Origin of the sequence: Streptomonospora alba (assembly GCF_000826685.1) — a bacterium.
GTDB classification, from domain to species: Bacteria; Actinomycetota; Actinomycetes; order Streptosporangiales; family Streptosporangiaceae; genus Streptomonospora; species Streptomonospora alba.
Map to the genome: position 1 here is coordinate 48708 of NZ_JROO01000005.1, position 17991 is coordinate 66698.

Consider the following 17991-nt stretch of genomic DNA (forward strand, 5'->3'; position numbering starts at 1 on the left):
CCCCGAGGAGCTGGCCTGATGAGCACCCCGACGTATGCGACCTACCTGAACCTGGACGAACTGCTCTCGTTGCAGCATCCGCTCACACCGGCGGAGCAGCCGGACCTGCACGACAGCGAGCGGCTCTTCATCGTCGTGCACCAGGCCTCGGAGATTCTACTCAGCCAGGTGCTCGCCGACCTGCGGCACATCGGATCCGGCCGGTGCGGGCAGCAGCGCATCTCCTACCGGGCGGAACGGGCGACGCGGCTGGTGGACAGCATGACGGGGCAGCTCACGCTGCTCCACGGCACGCTGGGGCGGGAGGACTTCCTGCGGTTCCGGGACCGGTTGGGCACGGCGAGCGGAGTGGAGTCGGAGCAGTTCAAGGAGCTGTTCTCCCGTGTCGGGGACCTGGCGCCGGAGGCCGGTGGCGACGGCTCGACGGAGACGCACCGGCGGCTCGAGGAGCTGAAGGGCGCCGTGCGGCGCTGGCGGAACACGCACCTGGAGCTGGTCGGGCACATGCTCGGCGACCTGCCGGGCACCGGCGAGACCGCCGGCGTCGGCTTCCTGGCGGGACGGTTGGACGACCCGCCGGCAGACGCGAAGCCGGCCGTACCCCCTCCGCGGCCGGACCGCGCGAACGCCTCCGCCGACCGAGCGCGGCGTGCGCCGTCCGGGCGTTCCCCGCTGGGACATGTGGTCGTGATGGGCGGCAGCGTGGCGGGGCTGCTGACCGCGCACGTCCTCGCGGACCACGCGGACCGGGTGACGGTGCTCGAACGGGACCGCTACGAGGACGGTCCCGCGCCCCGTGCGGGTGTGCCGCAGTCACGGCACACCCATGTCCTGCTGACCAGCGGGATGAACGCCCTGGCCGAGCTGCTGCCCGAGCTGCTGCCCGAACTGGCGGATGCGGGCGCTCCGCGCCTGGCGGTACCGGGGGACCTCGGGGTGTGGCAGGCGGGGCAGTGGATATCCCGCCGGAATCCGTCCGCGCCGGTCATGGCCCCTTCGCGTCCCCTCGTGGAATACGGCATCCGCCGACGGGTCGTGGCCGACCCCCGTATCCACGTCCGGACGGGCGCCGAGGCGACGGGCCTGCTCGGCCGTCCCGGCCGCATCACCGGCGTCACGCTCCGCGACCGCGACGGCGACCACCACGCCCGGCAAGAGCTCACGGCAGACCTCGTGGTGGACGCCACCGGACGGGCCAGTCGCACCCCCCAGTGGCTGACCGAGCTGGGCGGCCGGCCCCCGGCCGAAGAGGTGGTGGAGACCGGGCGGGCCTACGCCACGGGCGCCTTCCGCGCCGACGCCCCGCCCGAGGACCTCAAGGGCTTCTACATCGTGCCCGACGCCGAGCAGCCGTTCGGCACGATCGTGCTGCCCGTCGAGGGCGACCGCTGGCTCGTCACCCTGTCCGGTCCGCGCGGCCAGGCGCCGCCCACCGACCCGGAGGGCTTCGTCGACTTCACCGGCCGGCTGCCGCACCCCGCTCCCCGAGCGTGGCTGAGCACGGCGCAGCCGGTCGCCCGGCCCGTGGGCTACCGGCACACCGCCAACCGGCGCCGCCGCTACGACCGCCTGGGCCGGGACCGCGCCGGCCTGCTCGTCGTCGGGGACGCCCTGTGCGCGCTCAACCCCGTCTACGGCCAGGGCGTTTCCGCGGCGGCGCTGAACGCGGTCGCCCTCAAGGAAGCGCTGGCCGGTGGCCGCACCCCCTCGGTGCACGCTCTGCAGCGGGCGGCGCTGCGCTCTTCCCGCACCGCGTGGGATGTGGCGACGGGCGCGGACAGCCCCATGCCGGGGGCTACCGGCAACGCGGTGCAGAGCGGCCCCGTCGCCCGGCTGCTCGACCGCTACCTCGGCCGCGTGCGCGACCACGTACCGAGCGACCCGGTCGTGTGCGCGGCCAACCGCGACGTCCTCTTCCTGCTGTCCCCGCCCCACAGCCTGCTCACCTCTCCCCGCGTGCTGCGGCGGGTCCTGTTGAACACCCCCGTGCCGACCACCCCCGGCGACCTGCCCGCCCCGTGACTGCCACGAGCCGACAGCGAAGGTGCACCATGCGAGATGCCCGCACGTACCCCTCCCGTTCCCGTGCCGACCGGTCCCCCTGCTCCCAGTCCCGCCGCCCGGGTGGGCGGTGGTTCCCGTGACGACTGCGCCGACGCAGCGCCTCTCCCCCACCCTCGACCCCGGCCGGAGGCTGCTCCGCCCCGCGCTGCGCGATGCGGTCCGTTCCCACCTGGGACCGGAGATGAGCCGGATCGCCCAGTACCACCTCGGATGGGCGGACGCCGAGGGCCGGCCGACCGGCACCTGGGGCGGGAAGATGATCCGGCCCAACCTGGCGCTGCTGTCGGCGCGGGCGGCGGGCGCCGCGGACACGGACGGCCTGCCGGCGGCGGTGGCCGTGGAGCTGGTACACAACTTCTCGCTGCTGCACGACGACATCATGGACGGCGACGAGACCCGGCGCGGACGGGAGACCGCCTGGGCGGTCTTCGGCGTGCCGAACGCCATCCTGGCCGGCGACGCGATGGTCACCGCGGCCACCTCCGCGCTGCTGGCCTCACCGGCCCCGGGGGCCGGCTCCGCCGCCGCGTCGCTCATGGCCGCCACCCAGCGGATGATCGACGGCCAGACATGCGACGTCGCGTTCGAGCGGCGCGACCAGGTGAGCCTGGCCGAGTGCCTGCGCATGGCCCGCGGCAAGACGGGCGCGCTGCTCGGATGCGCCTGCGCGCTCGGTGCCGATCTGGTGGGCGCCGAACAACCCCTGATCGACGGGCTCAGGGCCTTCGGTGAACACCTGGGGCTCGCCTTCCAGCTCGTCGACGACGTGCTGGGCATCTGGGGCGATACGCGAAGCACCGGGAAGCAGATCGGGGCCGACCTGCGAGTCCGTAAGAAGTCGCTGCCCGTGGTGGCGGCGCTGAACGCGCCGGGGGCGGACGAGCTCCGCGCCCTGTACCTGGGGTCGGGCCCCCTCCCCGAACACGCCGTCGGGCGCGTCGCCGACCTCGTGGAACAGGCCGGAGGGCGGCGCTGGGCGCAGGAGGAGGCGGCACGCCAGACCGCCGCGGCGGAGCAGAGCCTGGCCGCCGCCGAGATGCCCGACGGCGTACGCGGCGAGTTCCTGGAGATCGCCGGGTTCCTCTTGGGCCGCAAGCTTTGACACGGCCCACGCGCGCGGCCGGGTGCCGAGCCGGCCCGCGGCCGCGGCCGCGGGCCGACGGTACCGCTGCGGGCCTTCCGGCTCCGGCGGAGCCGGTGTGCCCCGCGGGTGGCCTTCTCCCTTTTCTCCTTCATCCCTGACGAGCAGAGAGGCGATCTCATGACCGAGTCCGGTGCGATCCCCATCGCAGGACGGGCCGCCGAATGCCCGTTCGATCCCGTTCCGGAGCTGTACGAAGCGCAGAAGGACGAGGAACTGCGCCGGGTCACGGTGCCCAGCCCGATGCTGGGCGAGTTCGACGCGGTGGTCCTCGCCCGGTACGACGACGTCAAGTCCGTACTCGCCGACGGCGGGCTGCACATGGGCGGGTCCATGCCCTACCAGGCGGGCAACCTGCTGAGCTACGACGGCCCTGAGCACACCCGCCTGCGGCGCATGCTGACCGGGTCGTTCACGGCCAGGCGCGCACGGGAGCTCAAGCCGCAGATCGAGGGCGCCGTGGAGGCTGCTCTGGACGCGGTGGAGAAGGCCGGCCCCGGCGCGGACCTGGTGCAGCTCTTCTGCGCGCCCATTCCGACCCAGGTCATCTGCGAACTGCTGGGGGTGCCCTACTCCGACCGGGAGGAGTTCCAGCGCCGCACCCAGGTCGCGCTGGACTTCGACATCAGTCGCGAGGAGCAGATGCGCCAGGCGGCCGAGATGGAGGCCTACATGGCCGAGCTCGTCGCCCAGCACCGTGAGGCCCCCGGCGACAACGTGCTGGGCCGCGTGGTGCGCGACTTCGGCGACCAGCTGACCGACACCGAGCTGGCGGGCATCGGCAACATGCTGCTCATCGCCGGACACGAGACGATCGCCAGCACCCTTTCGGCCGCCATCGCCTTGCTGCTCCGCCATCCCGACCAGCTCGCGGTGGTCCGCGACGACCCCTCGGCGACCGAGGGTGCCGTCGAGGAGCTGCTGCGGATCTGCGCGCCGGCCACCATCCTGCCGCGCCAGGCGGCCGGGAACATCTGCGTACGGGACCGCGAGATCGAGGAGGGTGAACGGGTCGTGGCGTCCGTCCTGGCCGCCAACCGGGACCTCGGCTCGCACGACGAGAACCTGGACCGCCTGGACGTGCGCCGTCCCCCGCAGCGCCACCTCACCTTCGGCTTCGGCCCGCACCAGTGCCTCGGCCAGCAGCTGGCGCGCGTGGAGCTGCGCGTCGCGCTGCCGGCGCTGTTCAACAGGTTCCCCACGCTGGGGCTCACCGTCCCGCACGAGGAGCTCGACTACCGGACCAACGCACTGGTCTTCGGTGTCGACTCCCTGCCGGTCACCTGGTGAGCCGAGGAGAGGCGGAGACGACCGTGAAGATCGCAATCCACCGGAACCGGTGCATCGCCGTCGGCAACTGCGCCGCGCTCGCACCTGAGGTGTTCGACCAGAGCGACGAGGACGGCACGGTGGTCGTGCTCGACGCGGCCCCACCGGACCACCGGCACGAGCAGGTCAGAGAGGCGGCCCTGCGCTGTCCTTCCTCGGCCATCGCCCTGCACGGGGAAACACCCGCTCACGACGGGTGACCCGCTCGGCCCTACATCCGCCCGACCCCAAGGGGAACACATGCTTGACACAGAGGTGCCCGTTCTCGTCGTCGGCGGTGGCGGCTGCGGGCTCGCCGCGTCAGCCTTCCTTTCCGACGCGGGCGTACGCCACCTCGTGGTGGAGCGCCGCGAGTCGACGTCGGTCCTCCCCCGAGCCCACTACCTCAACCAGCGCACGATGGAGATCTTCCGCCAGCACGGGATCGCCGACGACGTCTACCAGGTCGGCGCCCCGCTGGCCAACATGAGCGAGATCGCCTGGTACACCTCGCTGGGCGGCGACGGCCCTCTGGACGCGCGGGAACTGCACCGCATGGACGCCTTCGGCGGCGGCAGCACCGCCGGCCCCTACGCCGCCGACAGCACCGGCCCCTCGACCAACCTTCCGCAGCACCGGCTCGAACCGCTGCTGCGCCGGCACGCGGAGCAGCGGGCACCCTCCAGCCTGCTCTTCCACCACGAGATGGAGGAGTTCACCCAGGACGAGGACGGCGTGACCGCGCGGATCACCGACCGGTCCACCGGAGAGACGGGCGTCGTCCGCGCCCGGTACCTGCTGGGAGCCGACGGAGGACGAGGCATCGGCAGTTCGCTCGGTGTACCGATGGACGGCGCCGGCGGCGGTTTCACCATCATCTCGGTCCATTTCAGCGCGGACCTGTCGCGCTGGTGGGGCGGCGACGCGGTGCTGATGACCCACATCATCAGCCCCGACGGGGAGGTGTCCGTGGTCGTCGCGTCCGGGCCCCGGTGGGGCTTGGCCTCCGACGAATGGGCGCTGCACTTCCGCGTGCACTCCGAAGCCGCCGTCGACCTCGGCACCGAGGCCATCACCGCGCGGGTGCGGGATCTGCTGAAACTGCCGGAGGACCTGGACATACGGATCCACCACGTCAGCGAATACCGGCCGGAGGCGGTCGTGGCCGAGTCGTTCCGGGGCGGGCGGGTCTTCCTCGCCGGCGATGCCGCGCACCGGCAGCCGCCCGCCGCCGGAGGCGGCCTGAACACGGCGATCCAGGACGCGCACAACCTCGCGTGGAAGCTCGCAGCCGTGCTCGACGGCCGGGCCGGCGACGCGCTGCTGGACACCTACGAGTCGGAGCGGCTGCCCGCTGCCGCGCGCAACGTGCGCTGGTCGATGGCCTGCCTGCGCAACTACGGGTCCCTGTTCGCGAGCCTCGGCCAGGCGCCCGGTCGACCGGAGGCCACCCGGGCCGGCTTCCAGGAGCTCCTCTCCGACACACCGATCGGGGAGACCCGACGGGCCGTGGCCCGCGAGGTGTTCGAGACCCAGCGCATCGAGTACCAGGCGCACGACATCGAGCTCGGCTTCCACTATGCGACCGGCGCGGTACTCCCGGACGGCACCCCGCCGCCGCCCCGGGACCCGATGGGCGCGACCTACCATCCGCTCACCCGGCCGGGGCACCGGCTGCCGCACGCGTGGCTGCGGCACGGCGGGGACCGGGTGTCGACGCACGACCTGGTCGGCGCCGGCACCGGCTTCGTGCTGATCACCGGCCCGCTGAGCGAGACCTGGGAGATCGCGGCCAAGAAGGCGGCGGATGCCCACAGGGTGGAGCTCACCGTGATCCCCGTGGAGAGCAGACCCAGCGCATCGGGCCACTGGGACGCCGAGGGCACCTGGGCCGAGGTGTGCGGGATCGGCGAAGACGGCGCCGTGCTCGTTCGGCCGGACCAGCACGTCGCCTGGCGCAGCCCCCACGCGGGCCCCTCCGCCGAGCTGGAGCTCGACGCGGCGCTCCGCCGCCTCTTCGGCCGCTCCGACGCGGCGACGGCCGGGAGGTGAGCATGCCCTCCACCGACGGAGAGCACATCGTCCACGACTTCCTGACGCGGATGGGACCGACCCCGGCCGACGTCAGGAGGACCATGGACGCCTTCCTGACCGACGACTGCGTATGGCAGAACCCCGGATCCCCGGTCTGCCGAGGCAAGCAGGAGATCTTCGCGCTCCTGCCGCCCGGCTTCGCACGGCTGGAGCTCAGGTTCCGGCACATGGCCACCGCCGGGGAGGCCGTCCTCGCCGAACGGATCGAGAGCATGTACCTCGCCGACGGCACACCGATCGCGCTGAACCTGAAGGTGATGGCGGCGTTCGAACTGCGCAACGGCCGGATCAGCGCCTGGCGGGACTACTACGACCCCACCCGCCTCATCTCCGAGAGCCCGGACTGGTGACGATGACGAACGAACGGACGGACCCGAAAGCACTGCGGGAAGAACTGGTGGGCAGAGTCCACAAGTTCGGCCCGATATTCGCGGAAGGAGTCCCCGAGGGGGAGCGGGAACGAAGGCTGCCCGAGGCCACGGTGCAGGCGATCGACGACGCGCAGCTGGGCATGATCTGGACCGCGAGCGCCTACGGCGGGCTGGAGGCCGACGTCCGCGCCCTGAGCGGGGTCGCCAAGGCCCTGTCCCACTACTGCCCCTCCACATCGTGGGTGGTCAACAACATCAACGGGTCGAACCTGCTCGCCGCGAAGTTCCCGAAGGCCGCCCTGGACGAGGTGTTCGGGAACGACCCCGGCGCCAAGCTGGCCTCGATCTTCGCGGCCGCGGGCACCGCGGTGCGTACCGAGGGCGGCTATCTGCTCACCGGATCCTGGCCGTACGGCACCGGCATCCTGCACAACGACTGGGCGATCCTGGTCGCCAAGGAGCTCGACGGCGACGGGGAGGTCGTCGGCGGGCTCTCACTGCTGGTGCCCGTCGCGGACCTGACGGTCGAGGACACCTGGCACACCGTCGGCATGCGCGCCACCGGCAGCAACTCCGCCGTGCTCCGGGAGGCGTTCGTCCCCGAGCACCGGGTGATCTCGGGCGAGGCGCAGCGGAGCCGGGCGAGCGCCACCGACACAGCGCTGCCGCCGCTGTTCCGGACGGCCGCGATCGCGGCGATGGCCACCGTCTGCGCCTCCGTGGTGGTCGGAGTCGGCCAGGCCGCCCAAGCCCTTGTCATCGAGGAGGCACCGAAGCGGGGCATCGCGCCCAGCCGGTACACGAGTCAGCCGGAATCGCAGACCTTCGTGTCAGCGCTCGGCAAGACCGCGCTGACGATCGACGCCGCCGAGCTGCACGTGAACCGGGCCGCCGAGGTGTTGGACGAAGCCGCCTACACGGCCACCGAGCTCCCGGACGCCGAGCTCCGGCGTATCCGCGGCGACGTCGGCCAGGCGGTCAACCTGACCACCGTCGCGCTCGACGAGCTGATGTGGGCCCACGGGGCGGGCGCCTTCGCCGAATCGAACATGCTGCAGCAGTACTGGCGGGACGCCAACACGGCGGCCCGCCACGCGATGCTCAACCCCCGCATCGGCCAGGAGCTGTACGGCGGAGCGTTCTTCGGCCTGGACATCGTCGTGCCCAGCCTCTGACCCGCCCCGATCGCCAAGCCCCTCCCCCGCATCCCCCTCACACGGAGGACCGCCACGATGTGGCTGCCGCCAGCCCTCTTCCCGATGTCAGAGGTCGCACCGGTCACGGTGGGGCCGTCCGAGGTCCCGGACGCGATCTTCCTGCCCCTGGCCGGGCTGACCGTGCTCGGCTGGACCGTGACCTACGTGCTGGCCATCCGGCAGGCCGTCGTCGACGGGCGGGTGGGCATCCCCGCCTACATGGTGGCGGTGAACTTCGCCTGGGAGTTCAGCCTGACCTTCGTCTTGGAGCAGACCCCGATGCAGCGGCAGATGAACGCGGTCTGGCTCGTGTTCAACGCCGTCCTGCTGTACCAGGCGCTGCGGATCGGCCAGCGCGACCACCCCCGCCTGTCTCCGGGCCTCTTCCGGTGGACGTTCGCCGGCCTCATGCTCTGGACTTCGTGCATCGTCGTCGTGGGCGCGAACGAGTTCCACGACCGGGACGGAATGTACACCGGGATGATCATCCAGGTACCGCTGAGCGCCGCGTTCATCCTGATGCTCGAACGGCGCGGATCCAGCGCGGGGCAGTCCATGTACATCGCCCTCGCCAAGCTCGTGGGCTCCGTCTTCGCCGGACTGACCGCCTTCGTCCTGTATCCGTCCCACCATCTGCTCCAGGTGCTGGTGCCGACCTATGTCGTCCTGGACATCGCCTATGCGGTGATGCTGTACAGGATGATGCGCGAGGAGGGGCGGCCGCCGTGGGCTTGGCGCCCGTCGGCGGCCGCCCCGGAGGCTCCGGCAGGGTCCGGGGGCAGGGAACCGGGGGCCGGGTCAGCGCCGCACGCGGGCGACGGCAACCGGCCGGAGCACTGACCGGGCGTCGACGCCCCGGGCGGGGAGAGGCGCCGGCGACTCCCCGTCTATATGGCGCCGCTCCGCAGCGCGTACGCCACCGCGTGGGGCCGGTTGCGCAGGTTCAGACGCCGGGTCACCCCGGAGATGACGCGCTTGACCGCCCGTTCCGACAGGCACACCTTTTCGGCGATCTCCGCGGTGTCCAGGCCCTCCGCCATCATCCGCAGGACGTCGATCTCACGGGGGGTCAGGCCGGAGGTGTGGAGGCCGTGCGGCGAGAGCACCTCGCTCTGCATCTGCTCGACCTGCCGGAACAGCTCGCCGAGCAGCCGGGGCGGGAACACCCCGCCGCCGGCCGCGGCGGTCAGCACCGCCTCCTTGATCCTGGTGCTCGTGGCGGTGACCCGCGGCAGCACCGCGACCACGTTGCACTCCACCGCGATGATCAGGTCGGCCCGGTTGACCTCGGAGGGGATCAGTACCACGGGCACGCGCAGGGAGTTCTTGATCGTGCGCAGTAGCGATGTCACCTCCACCGTCATCCGGTCCGCGACGACCACGGCGACGTCGGCCGGTTCCGGGCGTACTTCGGACACGGCCTCGATTCGGGGCTCGGCGGCGAGCTGGTCGCTGACCGCCACGTGGGTCAGCGGATCCGGAGCCCGGACCAGCACACGTATCGAACGTACGGTCGTATCGACGACCATGGAGAGTCCTTTCAGGAACTGCGGGTGTTCGTCGGGCATTCCGTTGGCATGCCGAGCGTCGACCGCACGACCCTTATTGTGACGACCCCCCGAAAAGCCGGGGCGGAGATCGCGCCGCACCGGCTTGGCCGATGGGCGTTGGCCGCACCACCGGATCGCCCGCATCCGCCCCGGGATCGGGCTTGGGCATCTCCGATGCGAAGCAGTACGATTCCGCACGTCAAACTCCCCGAGAGTGGCCTATACGGTCATTGAAGCCCGGAAAGACAACAAAAGAACCGTACTGTGGCCGACTCCGGACATACGCGGAACGGGGGCCGCTCCGGTTATCCCGAGGGGAATTCCCCACTCAGCCGGCGACGACCGTGACACCGCCCCCGTCGGCCGGCTCCGTCGTCTCGGCGAGTTTCAAGGCCTCCTCGATGAGGGTCTCCACGATCTGTTGCTCGGGGACGGTCTTGATGACCTCCCCCTTGACGAAGATCTGGCCTTTGCCGTTGCCGGACGCCACACCCAGATCGGCCTCACGCGCCTCGCCCGGGCCGTTGACCACGCACCCCATCACCGCGACGCGCAGCGGCGCCTCCATACCCTCCAGACCCGCGGTGACCTCCTCGGCGAGTTTGTACACGTCCACCTGGGCCCGGCCGCAGGAGGGGCACGAGACGATCTCCAGCTTGCGGGGGCGCAGGTTCATCGACTGCAGGATCTGCGCACCGACCTTGACCTCCTCCACCGGCGGGGCCGACAGGGACACCCGGATGGTGTCCCCGATCCCCTGGCGCAGCAGGGTCCCGAACGCGACGGCGGACTTGACGGTGCCCTGGAACGCCGGACCCGCCTCGGTCACGCCCAGGTGCAACGGGTAGTCGCAGCGCTCGGCGAGGATCTCGTAGGCGCGGACCATGACCACGGGATCGTTGTGTTTGACCGAGATCTTCAGGTCGTCGAAGCCGTGCTCGGAGAAGAGCGAGGCCTCCCACAGCGCCGACTCGGCCAGCGCCTCCGGCGTGGCCCTGCCGTACTTGCGCATCAGGCGCTCGTCCAGCGAGCCCGCGTTCACCCCGATCCGGATCGGTGTGCCGTGGTCCGCGGCCTCACGGGCGATCTCGGCCACCCTGTCGTCGAACCTCTTGATGTTGCCCGGGTTGACCCGCACCGCGGCGCAGCCGGCCTCGATGGCCGCGAACACGTACTTGGGCTGGAAGTGGATGTCGGCGACGACCGGGATCTTGGATTTCCCGGCGATCGCCGGCAGCGCCGCGGCGTCATCGGCGCTGGGGCAGGCGACGCGGACGATGTCGCAGCCGGCCGCGGTAAGCTCGGCGATCTGCTGGAGGGTGGCGTTGACGTCGGCCGTGACCGTCGTGGTCATCGACTGCACCGAGACCGGGTGGTCACTGCCCACCCCGACCGGCCCCACCCGCAACTGGCGGGTTCTGCGGCGTTCGGCGAGCGTTTCCGGCGGCGGAGCGGGCATACCAAGCTCGACCTGAGTCACCGTGGTGTCCTTTCTCAGCTGGATACGGGGGTCGGTACGGTTGCCGCGGCGCCGCGCAGCGCGAGCGCGGTCTCGGCGATGGACTGGGCACTGAGACCGCACTCGGCGAGGATGGCCGATCGGTCACCGTGGTCGAGGAACTCCCGCGGCAGTCCCAGGGGGTGGACGGGGGTGCCGACCCCGGCAGCGGAGCAGGCCTGTGCCAGCGCCGTGCCCACGCCCCCGGCGGCCACCCCGTCCTCGACGGAGAGCACCAACCGGTGGCGGGAGGCCATGTGGACCAGTTCGGAATCGACCGGCAGCACCCAGCGCGGGTCGACCACGGTCGCCCCGACGCCCTCCTCGGCCAGCAGCTCCGCCGCGCGCACGGCGGGGGCCGCGAGAACCCCGGCGGACACCAGCAGGACGTCGAGCGGCCGGGACCAGGTGCGGTGGAGGATGTCCAGGCTCCCCATACGTGTCAGGGCCGGGGTCTCCGGATCGGCGCCGCCCTTGGGGAACCGCAGCGCGGTGGGGCCGTCCGAGATGGACAGCGCCTCGCCCAGCAGCTCGGCGAGCCGGACGGAGTCGCGCGGCGCCGCCACGCGCATCCCCGGTACCGCGCCCAGCAGGGAAAGATCCCACACACCGTGGTGGCTGGGCCCGTCGGGACCGGTGACCCCGGCGCGGTCCAGGACGAAGGTCACCGGCAGGCGGTGCAGGGCCACGTCCATCATGACCTGGTCGATGGCGCGGTTGAGGAACGTGGCGTAGAGGCAGACCACCGGGTGCATGCCGCCCATGGCCAGCCCCGCGGCGCTGGTGACCGCGTGCTGCTCGGCCATGCCCACGTCGACGACGCGGTCCGGGTAGCGCTCGGCGAACCGGCGCAGACCGACCGGCTGCCGCATCGCGGCGGTCAGCGCGACGATGTCGGGCCGCGCCTCGGCGACCCGCTCCAGTTCCGCCCCGAACACGCCGGTCCAGCTGAGCGAGGGCCCGCCGCGCGACCGGCCCGTTTCGGGGTCGATGACGCCGACGGCGTGCATGCGGTCGACCTCGTCGTTCTCGGCCGGGGCGTAGCCGCGGCCCTTCTCGGTGACGCAGTGCAGGACGACCGGCCGGTCCAGCCGCGTCGCGTGGCGGCAGGCGTCCTCGACTGCGGCGGTGTCGTGTCCGTCCACCGGCCCGAGATAGCCGAAGCCGAGGGCCTCGAACATGTTCGGGCCCTGGTGGTCCCCGCCTCGCAGCGCGGCCAGATGCTCGGCGACCCCGCCGACCGTGGGCTCGTAGGAGCGGCCGTTGTCGTTGACGACCACCACCACCGGATGCTCGGCGCGCCCGAGGTTGTTCATGGCCTCCCAGGCCATGCCGCCGGTCAGCGCGCCGTCTCCGATGACCGCGACCACGCGGCGGTGCTCCTCGCCGAGCAGCCCCCGCGCCCGCGCCAGGCCGCTCGCGTAGGACAGCGCCGTGGAGGCGTGCGAGTTCTCCACCAGGTCGTGCACGGACTCTTCGCGCAGCGGGTATCCGGACAGTCCCCCCGCCTTGCGGAGCGTGCCGAAGTCCGCCTGCCGACCGGTGAGGATCTTGTGGACGTAGGCCTGGTGCCCGGTGTCGAACACGATCCGATCCGTCGGCGAATCGAACACCCGGTGCAGCGCGATGGTCAGTTCGACCACGCCGAGGTTCGGTCCGAGGTGCCCGCCGGTGGCGCAGACCCTGTCGATCAGGAATCGCCTGATCTCACCCGCCAGCGCGGGCAGCTCTTCGGGACTCAGGTTGTCGAGCTCTTGGGGGCCGGTGATACGGCCGAGGACGGTAGGTGGCACGTCTCTCCTCGCTCAGCTGGAACTGCCGTCCGTCGCCCGCCGCGCATCCCCGCGGAGGACGGAGGGAAGTTCGAAGAACACGGTCTCGCGGGCGATCTCGCGCTCGTCCACGTGGACCGGGCCGAATTCACCCAACCGGGTCACGACCTCGGTGACCAGGGCGGGCGGCGCTGAGGCGCCCGCCGTGAGCCCGATGGTGCGCACCCCCTCCAGCCACTCGGGCCGGATGTCGTCGGCACGGTCGATCAGCTCGGCGGGGACGCCCGCGCGGCGCGAGAGCTCCACCAGGCGCACGGAGTTGGAGGAGTTCTCCGACCCGACCACCAGGACCAGCTCGGACTCGTCGATGACCGCCTCGAGCGCGGCCTGGCGGTTGGTGGTGGCGTAGCAGATGTCATCCGAGGGCGGCTCCTTCAGCTGAGGGAACTTCTCCCTCAGCACGTCGACGACCTCCGCGGTCTCATCGACCGCGAGGGTGGTCTGGGTGAGGTAGGAGACCGGCCGCCCGTCGGCGAACTCCAGCTCGCGGACATCGTCGGCCGTGGAGACCAGCGCCATCGACTCGGGCGCCTCGCCGAGGGTGCCCTCGACCTCCTCGTGGCCGGCGTGGCCGACGAGGACGACCGTGTCTCCGCGGGCCGCGAAGCGGCGCGCCTCGGCGTGGACCTTGGCGACGAGAGGACAGGTTCCGTCGATGACGTCGAGTCCGCGCCGGTCCGCCTCCCGGCGCACCGCCGGAGAGACGCCGTGCGCGGAGAACACCACCGTCGCGTGGTCGGGCACCTCGTCCAGTTCCTCGACGAAGACCGCCCCCCGTTCCGCGAGCTCGTCGACGACGGTGACGTTGTGCACGATCTGTTTGCGGACATAGACCGGGGCGCCGCGTTGCTCCAGGGCTTGTTCGACGATATCGATCGCCCGTTCGACGCCCGCACAAAAGGACCGGGGACCGGCCAGCAGGACACGGCGCTCGTCGCCGTCTCCCGCATGCCCGCCCGAGTTCGCATCAGCCATGATCGGGAGCGTAGGAAGGGCCCGTCGACCCACTCAACGGGTGTTTCCACTTTCCGGAACGGTCACTGCCCCGGCGCCCCGGCGCCCCGGTCCGCGCCTCCTCCGGTAGGGCCCGGCCGGACCGCGCCAGCCGAAAGGGTCGAGCCCGAGCCCGATCGGGACAGCCGCTTCCGCCGATCTTGAGTCCACCGCCGAAGCGCAGGTAGGCGTAGGGATGGATCGATTGTGTGCTTCAGTGACGGGAGCGGAGCGGTGGACGCTGACGGACATTCTCGGGCGCGGCGGCCGGAGACGACCGCCGGCGAGGCGGTGGGGACTGCCTCGACCGCGCCCATAGGGGGCCCGCTCCGCAAGGCGTTCACCGTGGTCGAGGTGCTCGCCGAGGCGCAGCGCCCCCTCACGCTGTCGGAGCTGTCACGCCTGGCGAACCTGCCCAAGTCGACCCTCCACCGCCTGCTGCGGGCGCTCACCGACATCGGCCTCGCGGTCCAGAGGGAGTCGAAGTCCTACGAGCTCGGGACCTACCTTTCCCGGCTGGAGGCCACCGGCGGCTCCGCCGGCGTGCAGCAGCTCAGCTGCCTGGTCACCCCTTTCCTGATCGAGCTGTTCCAGCTAACCGGCAGGATCGTCAGCCTCGGGACGCTGTCGGGGACGAAGGTCAAGCACGTCGGAGCCCTCTACCGGCAGGAGTACGTCGAACTGGCGATGGCGCTGCGGCAACCGCTCCCCGCCCACCGCTCGGCGGCGGGCAGACTCCTGCTCGCGGTGGCCGAGCGGAACCCGGCCGACCGCATCGACGCGGCGCCGGGCGACGCGGACTCGGACCTCGCCGGAACCGGCGCCATGCGGCACGAGTTCGAGCGCATCCGGCGCAGCGGACTCTCCTACGCCAGAAGCGAGTGCGTCCCCGACCTGGTCGAACTGGCCGCCCCGGTCCGCCTCGGCAAATCGGGCCCGGTGGCCGCGGTCGTCGTGGGCGACACGGTGAACAGCAAGGACCTGCGCAGAGTCGCCCGCGTCCTGCGCAGCACCGCCAACGCCATCGAACACGAACTGGTCGGCGCATACTGACCGCGGCGCACGGGAGCGCATTCGGGCGCGGCGGCCCAGGGCGGCCGCGTGGCCGCAGGCCGGCCCTGCACCGGCGCGCCTCCGGCAGAGGGCTCACTGTTCCGACCTTGCACCACCGGTGCTCGAAAGGTCCCCGAGGCCACGCAGCACCGACTGCGGCGGGCTGCGTACGAGTGCGGACTCGTCCTCTCTTCCGCCGATCTCGGCGCGCCGGCGACGCCGATGGGCGTCTTCGTGACGACCGGCCTCAGGGATCGGCTCGTCGATGCCGTCAGCGCCGTCGCACGACACTCCGGATGGCGACCGCTCCGGCCGCCTCCACACCACCGAACAAGGAGCGTGACCTCGTGGCAACTCCCACGTCTGTGGCGCCGGTCGACGCCGCACTGATCGACCGGGTCAAGCAGGCTCATCGCGCCTTTCCGTCCGGCGTCACGATCGTGACGGCCCTCGTCGCGGGCCGGCCCATCGGTCTGGCCGTCAGCGCCTTCAGCTCGGTCTCCATGGAGCCGCCGACGGTGCTCGCGTGTGTGAACTCGTCGTCGAAGTCTCATGCGGACATGTGCGATGCCGGGCACCTTGGCATCAGCGTCCTCAGCCGCACGCAGAGCGGGGTCCTGGCAGCCTTCGCTCGCTCAGGCGGCGACAAGTTCCGCGACGTCGCCTGGCACCAGGGGCGCGCAGAAACTCCGCTGATCGACGGCGCCGCCGCCACGTTCGAGGTGCAGGTCGTCTCGCGTGTCGAGGTGGGAACCCACTCGGTCTTCTTCGGCGAGGTCACCGGCGTCGAAACGAGCGGTGTCGCGCCTCTGGTCTATCTCGGCGGATCATTCTTCGACGGCGACCGTCTGGCGGATCCCTGACGGAGTCGTCACACCGCCGGAGCGGCTTGCCGATGGATAAGGCGCGGCTCGTCCGTCGGGCGCGGGCCGGTTGCCGGCGGGTGTGCTCAGACGCTGCGGGGGCGGCAGGTGGCGCCCGCGACCACGAGTGCGATGAGCGCGGGCACGAAGTACGCACCTATGGTCAGGATGGCGAGTCCGACCGCGGCGAGGACGGCGGCGGCGCAGATCCAGATCGCGGTGCGCCTGTACGGTGCTGGAACGATCAGCGGCGCCAGGCTGATCAGGGTGGTCGATCCGCCCCAGGCCAGGACCTGAGGGACCGGTCCGGCGGTCGCCGTAAGGATGGCGGTCGCGACGGCCGCGGCTATCGGCGCGGCGATGAGCGCCGCCTTTCCCCCGGAGGGGGTGGCCATGTGCCCTCCTTCGAATGAACCGTCGAACGCCGGAGGCCCGTGGGTTCGAGGAGATCGAGATGATCATCGGGCGGCCGTATCCGGCGGAGTGCTCGCCCGCGTCGAACGCGCGCACTCGCCGATCTCCTCCGTTGCGGCACCGTGCGGGTCGACGACGTGACCGATCACGACGAACCGCAGACCCCGATGACAGGCTGGGGAGCCTCCGGCAACGGCTCCGCGTTCGGTGCGCGCAGATGCTCGAACTGCTTGCCGTCCCGAAAGTGCTGTCGGTTCTTGGAAACCGGCGCCGGAATCCGTGCTCCACACGGCTCCGGTACCTCAGCTCGGCGGAGACTGCTCGGGTATCCCGGCCGTCCGGCGGCGTCCACCGAGGATCCGCTCCCGGTAGCTCGTGGGCGACTCGCCGAACTCGGCCTTGAACAACCGGCTGAAGTGCGCGGCGTCGCACAGGCCCCAGCGGCCCGCGACCCACGAGACGGGGCGGTCGGCGAACAGCGGATCCCCCAGGTCGCGACGGATCCGCTCCAAGCGCCGGGTGCGGATCCACGCCGAGACCGTCTGCCCCTCGTTCGAGAAGATGGTGTAGAGGTGCCGGGTCGATATGAAATGGGCGCGGGCGAGGCTCGCAGGCGTCAGATCGAGGTCGCCGAGGTGCTCGAGGATGTACTCGCGCACTTCGTGCGCCAGGCTCCGGGCCGGATGGGCCACGGGGCCCAAGCGGCGGTGCAGCTCCTGCGAGAGCATGGTGACGAGCAGATCCAGGCCCGAGTGGACCAACCGTGTAGCGTGCGGCCCGCCCAGCTGGTCCATGTTCCGCCCCAGCTCGACGAAGAAGGGGTTGATCACCCGCCCCAGACCGGCGTCGCTCGGAAAGCACGTCGCGGTGACCCGCGCCACCTCGTCGCGCGGCAGATCCACGAGCTCGTGCGGGAACATGATGACCATGGCCTGGTTGGTCTCGGGGAACGCCAGCGTGTACGGCCGGTGGGTGTCGTAGATGGCCAGGTCGCCCGGCCTCAGCTCGGCGGTGCGACCGTCCTGCTCCAGGACCATCGAACCGGCCAGCTGGAGGCTCAGCTTGTAGAACCGGGGCTCGTCCTCGGCGATGAGGTCCTGGGTGCGCCGCACCCTATGCGGCGTCGCCACCATTTCGAACAGGGAGACGTCCTCGACCACGGTTCGGGAGAGGTGGCCCTGGAAGGTGACGTCGCCGAGTTCCTCGATCTCCAACGGCACGACGGTGCGTGCGACCGTGGATCTCCACACCTCCAGATCGAACGGCAGGCCGGGCACGTCCGCGACACGGCTGGTGCTACCGGAATAGCGCATCGCTGCTCCCGTCGCGTGGGCTGAGACACCCATGATGATCAGAATCACCCACCAGGTCCACCCCCTGCGGGCCCGGGTGAAGACCGTTCTGCGGCGTCCTTGTCGCAGGGCGCAGCGCACTTGATTCTGGGTGCCCGATCCGGATCGGGTGCTGGGGCCGCGCTCCGCGAGCCGGGTATGTTCCCGCTACACGGGTCCGCGCCGGCGTCCGGTCGGACTCGCCCAGGGTCGCGCCCGAACACGTCCGGCGCGCACAGCCGACCACGCTTCCCGGCCCGCAGCCCCGGGTTCGCAAAGGAGG

Annotated in this window: 16 protein-coding genes; 10 read left to right on the forward strand and 6 right to left on the reverse strand. The window is 71.5% G+C overall.

Translation table 11 applies throughout. The annotated features are described in order from the left end of the window. The first annotated feature begins 18 nt into the window (after positions 1 to 18). From LP52_RS02465 to LP52_RS02500, 8 genes are all read left to right on the forward strand, one after another. Entirely contained in the window at positions 19 to 2022 is a 2004-nt protein-coding gene (locus LP52_RS02465) for a tryptophan 2,3-dioxygenase family protein (RefSeq protein ID WP_084722814.1), read from the forward strand. A 118-nt stretch (positions 2023 to 2140) separates the two neighbouring features. Continuing rightward, positions 2141 to 3166, forward strand: a complete 1026-nt coding sequence (locus LP52_RS02470) for a polyprenyl synthetase family protein (RefSeq protein ID WP_052809338.1) — start codon at positions 2141 to 2143, stop codon at positions 3164 to 3166. A gap of 159 nt (positions 3167 to 3325) precedes the next feature. Then, entirely contained in the window at positions 3326 to 4495 is a 1170-nt protein-coding gene (locus LP52_RS02475; protein WP_040270518.1) for a cytochrome P450, read from the forward strand. 23 nt (positions 4496 to 4518) lie between these two features. Next, a complete protein-coding gene (locus LP52_RS02480) occupies positions 4519 to 4734 on the forward strand; it encodes a ferredoxin (RefSeq protein WP_040270398.1) in 216 nt (71 codons plus the stop codon). Between the two features lie 40 nt (positions 4735 to 4774). Next, entirely contained in the window at positions 4775 to 6565 is a 1791-nt protein-coding gene (locus LP52_RS02485; protein ID WP_040270399.1) for an FAD-dependent monooxygenase, read from the forward strand. A gap of 2 nt (positions 6566 to 6567) precedes the next feature. Continuing rightward, positions 6568 to 6957 carry a limonene-1,2-epoxide hydrolase family protein gene (locus LP52_RS02490; RefSeq protein ID WP_040270401.1) on the forward strand — a complete coding sequence of 130 codons (390 nt, stop codon included), beginning with the start codon at positions 6568 to 6570 and terminating at the stop codon, positions 6955 to 6957. Positions 6958 to 6959: 2 nt separating this feature from the next. Then, a complete protein-coding gene (locus LP52_RS02495) occupies positions 6960 to 8153 on the forward strand; it encodes an acyl-CoA dehydrogenase family protein (protein ID WP_040270402.1) in 1194 nt (397 codons plus the stop codon). 84 nt (positions 8154 to 8237) lie between these two features. Continuing rightward, a complete protein-coding gene (locus LP52_RS02500; RefSeq protein ID WP_193789933.1) occupies positions 8238 to 9014 on the forward strand; it encodes a transmembrane-type terpene cyclase in 777 nt (258 codons plus the stop codon). A gap of 47 nt (positions 9015 to 9061) precedes the next feature. Here LP52_RS02500 and LP52_RS02505 read toward each other — a convergent pair whose 3' ends face one another. The 4 genes from LP52_RS02505 to LP52_RS02520 all read right to left on the reverse strand — a co-directional run bounded on the left by LP52_RS02505 (position 9062) and on the right by LP52_RS02520 (position 14029). Next, positions 9062 to 9742 carry a helix-turn-helix transcriptional regulator gene (locus LP52_RS02505; RefSeq protein ID WP_238580701.1) on the reverse strand — a complete coding sequence of 227 codons (681 nt, stop codon included), beginning with the start codon at positions 9740 to 9742 and terminating at the stop codon, positions 9062 to 9064. 310 nt (positions 9743 to 10052) lie between these two features. Beyond that, positions 10053 to 11183 carry a flavodoxin-dependent (E)-4-hydroxy-3-methylbut-2-enyl-diphosphate synthase gene (gene ispG, locus LP52_RS02510; protein ID WP_040270405.1) on the reverse strand — a complete coding sequence of 377 codons (1131 nt, stop codon included), beginning with the start codon at positions 11181 to 11183 and terminating at the stop codon, positions 10053 to 10055. 35 nt (positions 11184 to 11218) lie between these two features. After that, on the reverse strand, positions 11219 to 13015 hold the full coding sequence (locus tag LP52_RS02515; RefSeq protein ID WP_040270407.1) for a 1-deoxy-D-xylulose-5-phosphate synthase: 1797 nt from the start codon (positions 13013 to 13015) through the stop codon (positions 11219 to 11221). A gap of 12 nt (positions 13016 to 13027) precedes the next feature. After that, entirely contained in the window at positions 13028 to 14029 is a 1002-nt protein-coding gene (locus tag LP52_RS02520; protein WP_040270409.1) for a 4-hydroxy-3-methylbut-2-enyl diphosphate reductase, read from the reverse strand. Positions 14030 to 14338: 309 nt separating this feature from the next. Between LP52_RS02520 and LP52_RS02525 the strand changes: the two genes are divergently transcribed. Both LP52_RS02525 and LP52_RS02530 read left to right on the forward strand, forming a co-directional pair. After that, positions 14339 to 15100: an IclR family transcriptional regulator gene (locus LP52_RS02525; RefSeq protein ID WP_157036172.1), complete on the forward strand. Its 762-nt coding sequence runs from the start codon at positions 14339 to 14341 to the stop codon at positions 15098 to 15100. A gap of 365 nt (positions 15101 to 15465) precedes the next feature. Beyond that, complete coding sequence (locus LP52_RS02530; RefSeq protein WP_040270413.1) at positions 15466 to 15963, forward strand: flavin reductase family protein; 498 nt, start codon at positions 15466 to 15468, stop codon at positions 15961 to 15963. 86 nt (positions 15964 to 16049) lie between these two features. Here LP52_RS02530 and LP52_RS02535 read toward each other — a convergent pair whose 3' ends face one another. Beyond that, complete coding sequence (locus LP52_RS02535; protein WP_040270414.1) at positions 16050 to 16358, reverse strand: hypothetical protein; 309 nt, start codon at positions 16356 to 16358, stop codon at positions 16050 to 16052. A 321-nt stretch (positions 16359 to 16679) separates the two neighbouring features. Beyond that, positions 16680 to 17723, reverse strand: a complete 1044-nt coding sequence (locus tag LP52_RS02540) for an AraC-like ligand-binding domain-containing protein (protein ID WP_238580702.1) — start codon at positions 17721 to 17723, stop codon at positions 16680 to 16682. Positions 17724 to 17991: the final 268 nt, after the last annotated feature.